Origin of the sequence: Actibacterium lipolyticum, from assembly GCF_900184935.1 — a bacterium.
GTDB lineage: Bacteria > Pseudomonadota > Alphaproteobacteria > Rhodobacterales > Rhodobacteraceae > Actibacterium_A > Actibacterium_A lipolyticum.
Genome location: NZ_FXYE01000009.1, coordinates 1 through 5,513 on the forward strand (window position 1 = coordinate 1; position 5,513 = coordinate 5,513).

The following is a 5,513-nucleotide window of genomic DNA, read 5'->3' on the forward strand; positions in this document are numbered from 1 at the left end:
CAGCCACTTAAGTGAGGTGATTTATGTTTGGTGCTATTGCTGGCGGTATTGCTTCTGCTCTTGCTGGTGGCGCCATGTCTAAATTGTTTGGAGGCGGTCAAAAAGCCGCCTCCGGTGGCATTCAAGGTGATGTGCTTGCTACCGATAACAATACTGTAGGCATGGGTGATGCTGGTATTAAATCTGCCATTCAAGGCTCTAATGTTCCTAACCCTGATGAGGCCGTCCCTAGTTTTGTTTCTGGTGCTATGGCTAAAGCTGGTAAAGGACTTCTTGAAGGTACGTTGCAGGCTGGCACTTCTGCCGTTTCTGATAAGTTGCTTGATTTGGTTGGACTTGGTGGCAAGTCTGCCGCTGATAAAGGAAAGGATACTCGTGATTATCTTGCTGCTGCATTTCCTGAGCTTAATGCTTGGGAGCGTGCTGGTGCTGATGCTTCCTCTGCTGGTATGGTTGACGCCGGATTTGAGAATCAAAAAGAGCTTACTAAAATGCAACTGGACAATCAGAAAGAGATTGCCGAGATGCAAAATGAGACTCAAAAAGAGATTGCTGGCATTCAGTCGGCGACTTCACGCCAGAATACGAAAGACCAGGTATATGCACAAAATGAGATGCTTGCTTATCAACAGAAGGAGTCTACTGCTCGCGTTGCGTCTATTATGGAAAACACCAATCTTTCCAAGCAACAGCAGGTTTCCGAGATTATGCGCCAAATGCTTACTCAAGCTCAAACGGCTGGTCAGTATTTTACCAATGACCAAATCAAAGAAATGACTCGCAAGGTTAGTGCTGAGGTTGACTTAGTTCATCAGCAAACGCAGAATCAGCGGTATGGCTCTTCTCATATTGGCGCTACTGCAAAGGATATTTCTAATGTCGTCACTGATGCTGCTTCTGGTGTGGTTGATATTTTTCATGGTATTGATAAAGCTGTTGCCGATACTTGGAACAATTTCTGGAAAGACGGTAAAGCTGATGGTATTGGCTCTAATTTGTCTAGGAAATAACCGTCAGGATTGACACCCTCCCAATTGTATGTTTTCATGCCTCCAAATCTTGGAGGCTTTTTTATGGTTCGTTCTTATTACCCTTCTGAATGTCACGCTGATTATTTTGACTTTGAGCGTATCGAGGCTCTTAAACCTGCTATTGAGGCTTGTGGCATTTCTACTCTTTCTCAATCCCCAATGCTTGGCTTCCATAAGCAGATGGATAACCGCATCAAGCTCTTGGAAGAGATTCTGTCTTTTCGTATGCAGGGCGTTGAGTTCGATAATGGTGATATGTATGTTGACGGCCATAAGGCTGCTTCTGACGTTCGTGATGAGTTTGTATCTGTTACTGAGAAGTTAATGGATGAATTGGCACAATGCTACAATGTGCTCCCCCAACTTGATATTAATAACACTATAGACCACCGCCCCGAAGGGGACGAAAAATGGTTTTTAGAGAACGAGAAGACGGTTACGCAGTTTTGCCGCAAGCTGGCTGCTGAACGCCCTCTTAAGGATATTCGCGATGAGTATAATTACCCCAAAAAGAAAGGTATTAAGGATGAGTGTTCAAGATTGCTGGAGGCCTCCACTATGAAATCGCGTAGAGGCTTTGCTATTCAGCGTTTGATGAATGCAATGCGACAGGCTCATGCTGATGGTTGGTTTATCGTTTTTGACACTCTCACGTTGGCTGACGACCGATTAGAGGCGTTTTATGATAATCCCAATGCTTTGCGTGACTATTTTCGTGATATTGGTCGTATGGTTCTTGCTGCCGAGGGTCGCAAGGCTAATGATTCACACGCCGACTGCTATCAGTATTTTTGTGTGCCTGAGTATGGTACAGCTAATGGCCGTCTTCATTTCCATGCGGTGCACTTTATGCGGACACTTCCTACAGGTAGCGTTGACCCTAATTTTGGTCGTCGGGTACGCAATCGCCGCCAGTTAAATAGCTTGCAAAATACGTGGCCTTATGGTTACAGTATGCCCATCGCAGTTCGCTACACGCAGGACGCTTTTTCACGTTCTGGTTGGTTGTGGCCTGTTGATGCTAAAGGTGAGCCGCTTAAAGCTACCAGTTATATGGCTGTTGGTTTCTATGTGGCTAAATACGTTAACAAAAAGTCAGATATGGACCTTGCTGCTAAAGGTCTAGGAGCTAAAGAATGGAACAACTCACTAAAAACCAAGCTGTCGCTACTTCCCAAGAAGCTGTTCAGAATCAGAATGAGCCGCAACTTCGGGATGAAAATGCTCACAATGACAAATCTGTCCACGGAGTGCTTAATCCAACTTACCAAGCTGGGTTACGACGCGACGCCGTTCAACCAGATATTGAAGCAGAACGCAAAAAGAGAGATGAGATTGAGGCTGGGAAAAGTTACTGTAGCCGACGTTTTGGCGGCGCAACCTGTGACGACAAATCTGCTCAAATTTATGCGCGCTTCGATAAAAATGATTGGCGTATCCAACCTGCAGAGTTTTATCGCTTCCATGACGCAGAAGTTAACACTTTCGGATATTTCTGATGAGTCGAAAAATTATCTTGATAAAGCAGGAATTACTACTGCTTGTTTACGAATTAAATCGAAGTGGACTGCTGGCGGAAAATGAGAAAATTCGACCTATCCTTGCGCAGCTCGAGAAGCTCTTACTTTGCGACCTTTCGCCATCAACTAACGATTCTGTCAAAAACTGACGCGTTGGATGAGGAGAAGTGGCTTAATATGCTTGGCACGTTCGTCAAGGACTGGTTTAGATATGAGTCACATTTTGTTCATGGTAGAGATTCTCTTGTTGACATTTTAAAAGAGCGTGGATTACTATCTGAGTCCGATGCTGTTCAACCACTAATAGGTAAGAAATCATGAGTCAAGTTACTGAACAATCCGTACGTTTCCAGACCGCTTTGGCCTCTATTAAGCTCATTCAGGCTTCTGCCGTTTTGGATTTAACCGAAGATGATTTCGATTTTCTGACGAGTAACAAAGTTTGGATTGCTACTGACCGCTCTCGTGCTCGTCGCTGCGTTGAGGCTTGCGTTTATGGTACGCTGGACTTTGTAGGATACCCTCGCTTTCCTGCTCCTGTTGAGTTTATTGCTGCCGTCATTGCTTATTATGTTCATCCCGTCAACATTCAAACGGCCTGTCTCATCATGGAAGGCGCTGAATTTACGGAAAACATTATTAATGGCGTCGAGCGTCCGGTTAAAGCCGCTGAATTGTTCGCGTTTACCTTGCGTGTACGCGCAGGAAACACTGACGTTCTTACTGACGCAGAAGAAAACGTGCGTCAAAAATTACGTGCAGAAGGAGTGATGTAATGTCTAAAGGTAAAAAACGTTCTGGCGCTCGCCCTGGTCGTCCGCAGCCGTTGCGAGGTACTAAAGGCAAGCGTAAAGGCGCTCGTCTTTGGTATGTAGGTGGTCAACAATTTTAATTGCAGGGGCTTCGGCCCCTTACTTGAGGATAAATTATGTCTAATATTCAAACTGGCGCCGAGCGTATGCCGCATGACCTTTCCCATCTTGGCTTCCTTGCTGGTCAGATTGGTCGTCTTATTACCATTTCAACTACTCCGGTTATCGCTGGCGACTCCTTCGAGATGGACGCCGTTGGCGCTCTCCGTCTTTCTCCATTGCGTCGTGGCCTTGCTATTGACTCTACTGTAGACATTTTTACTTTTTATGTCCCTCATCGTCACGTTTATGGTGAACAGTGGATTAAGTTCATGAAGGATGGTGTTAATGCCACTCCTCTCCCGACTGTTAACACTACTGGTTATATTGACCATGCCGCTTTTCTTGGCACGATTAACCCTGATACCAATAAAATCCCTAAGCATTTGTTTCAGGGTTATTTGAATATCTATAACAACTATTTTAAAGCGCCGTGGATGCCTGACCGTACCGAGGCTAACCCTAATGAGCTTAATCAAGATGATGCTCGTTATGGTTTCCGTTGCTGCCATCTCAAAAACATTTGGACTGCTCCGCTTCCTCCTGAGACTGAGCTTTCTCGCCAAATGACGACTTCTACCACATCTATTGACATTATGGGTCTGCAAGCTGCTTATGCTAATTTGCATACTGACCAAGAACGTGATTACTTCATGCAGCGTTACCATGATGTTATTTCTTCATTTGGAGGTAAAACCTCTTATGACGCTGACAACCGTCCTTTACTTGTCATGCGCTCTAATCTCTGGGCATCTGGCTATGATGTTGATGGAACTGACCAAACGTCGTTAGGCCAGTTTTCTGGTCGTGTTCAACAGACCTATAAACATTCTGTGCCGCGTTTCTTTGTTCCTGAGCATGGCACTATGTTTACTCTTGCGCTTGTTCGTTTTCCGCCTACTGCGACTAAAGAGATTCAGTACCTTAACGCTAAAGGTGCTTTGACTTATACCGATATTGCTGGCGACCCTGTTTTGTATGGCAACTTGCCGCCGCGTGAAATTTCTATGAAGGATGTTTTCCGTTCTGGTGATTCGTCTAAGAAGTTTAAGATTGCTGAGGGTCAGTGGTATCGTTATGCGCCTTCGTATGTTTCTCCTGCTTATCACCTTCTTGAAGGCTTCCCATTCATTCAGGAACCGCCTTCTGGTGATTTGCAAGAACGCGTACTTATTCGCCACCATGATTATGACCAGTGTTTCCAGTCCGTTCAGTTGTTGCAGTGGAATAGTCAGGTTAAATTTAATGTGACCGTTTATCGCAATCTGCCGACCACTCGCGATTCAATCATGACTTCGTGATAAAAGATTGAGTGTGAGGTTATAACGCCGAAGCGGTAAAAATTTTAATTTTTGCCGCTGAGGGGTTGACCAAGCGAAGCGCGGTAGGTTTTCTGCTTAGGAGTTTAATCATGTTTCAGACTTTTATTTCTCGCCATAATTCAAACTTTTTTTCTGATAAGCTGGTTCTCACTTCTGTTACTCCAGCTTCTTCGGCACCTGTTTTACAGACACCTAAAGCTACATCGTCAACGTTATATTTTGATAGTTTGACGGTTAATGCTGGTAATGGTGGTTTTCTTCATTGCATTCAGATGGATACATCTGTCAACGCCGCTAATCAGGTTGTTTCTGTTGGTGCTGATATTGCTTTTGATGCCGACCCTAAATTTTTTGCCTGTTTGGTTCGCTTTGAGTCTTCTTCGGTTCCGACTACCCTCCCGACTGCCTATGATGTTTATCCTTTGGATGGTCGCCATGATGGTGGTTATTATACCGTCAAGGACTGTGTGACTATTGACGTCCTTCCCCGTACGCCGGGCAATAATGTTTATGTTGGTTTCATGGTTTGGTCTAACTTTACCGCTACTAAATGCCGCGGATTGGTTTCGCTGAATCAGGTTATTAAAGAGATTATTTGTCTCCAGCCACTTAAGTGAGGTGATTTATGTTTGGTGCTATTGCTGGCGGTATTGCTTCTGCTCTTGCTGGTGGCGCCATGTCTAAATTGTTTGGAGGCGGTCAAAAAGCCGCCTCCGGTGGCATTCAAGG

General features: G+C 44.9%; 8 protein-coding genes. All 8 read left to right on the forward strand.

What is annotated here, in order from left to right; all coding sequences use genetic code 11:
* The first annotated feature begins 23 nt into the window (after positions 1-23).
* Positions 24-1,010: a Minor spike protein gene (locus COL8621_RS19460; RefSeq protein ID WP_000466547.1), complete on the forward strand. Its 987-nt coding sequence runs from the start codon at positions 24-26 to the stop codon at positions 1,008-1,010.
* A gap of 63 nt (positions 1,011-1,073) precedes the next feature.
* Positions 1,074-2,615, forward strand: coding sequence for a replication endonuclease (locus COL8621_RS19465; RefSeq protein WP_000252566.1), 1,542 nt, complete (start codon positions 1,074-1,076; stop codon positions 2,613-2,615).
* Positions 2,548-2,700, forward strand: coding sequence for a hypothetical protein (locus COL8621_RS19470; protein ID WP_435988044.1), 153 nt, complete (start codon positions 2,548-2,550; stop codon positions 2,698-2,700). The genes COL8621_RS19465 and COL8621_RS19470 overlap by 68 nt, the downstream gene beginning before the upstream one ends.
* Entirely contained in the window at positions 2,633-2,872 is a 240-nt protein-coding gene (locus COL8621_RS19475) for a phage DNA packaging protein C (protein WP_016670801.1), read from the forward strand. Before COL8621_RS19470 ends, COL8621_RS19475 begins: the two co-directional genes overlap by 68 nt.
* On the forward strand, positions 2,869-3,327 hold the full coding sequence (locus COL8621_RS19480; protein ID WP_000084700.1) for a scaffolding protein D: 459 nt from the start codon (positions 2,869-2,871) through the stop codon (positions 3,325-3,327). The genes COL8621_RS19475 and COL8621_RS19480 overlap by 4 nt, the downstream gene beginning before the upstream one ends.
* On the forward strand, positions 3,327-3,443 hold the full coding sequence (locus COL8621_RS19485) for a phage DNA packaging protein J (RefSeq protein WP_000033471.1): 117 nt from the start codon (positions 3,327-3,329) through the stop codon (positions 3,441-3,443). The genes COL8621_RS19480 and COL8621_RS19485 overlap by 1 nt, the downstream gene beginning before the upstream one ends.
* A gap of 36 nt (positions 3,444-3,479) precedes the next feature.
* Positions 3,480-4,763, forward strand: a complete 1,284-nt coding sequence (locus COL8621_RS19490; protein WP_000065572.1) for a major capsid protein — start codon at positions 3,480-3,482, stop codon at positions 4,761-4,763.
* Positions 4,764-4,873: 110 nt separating this feature from the next.
* Entirely contained in the window at positions 4,874-5,401 is a 528-nt protein-coding gene (locus COL8621_RS19495; RefSeq protein ID WP_000487867.1) for a hypothetical protein, read from the forward strand.
* The last annotated feature ends 112 nt before the right edge of the window (positions 5,402-5,513 follow it).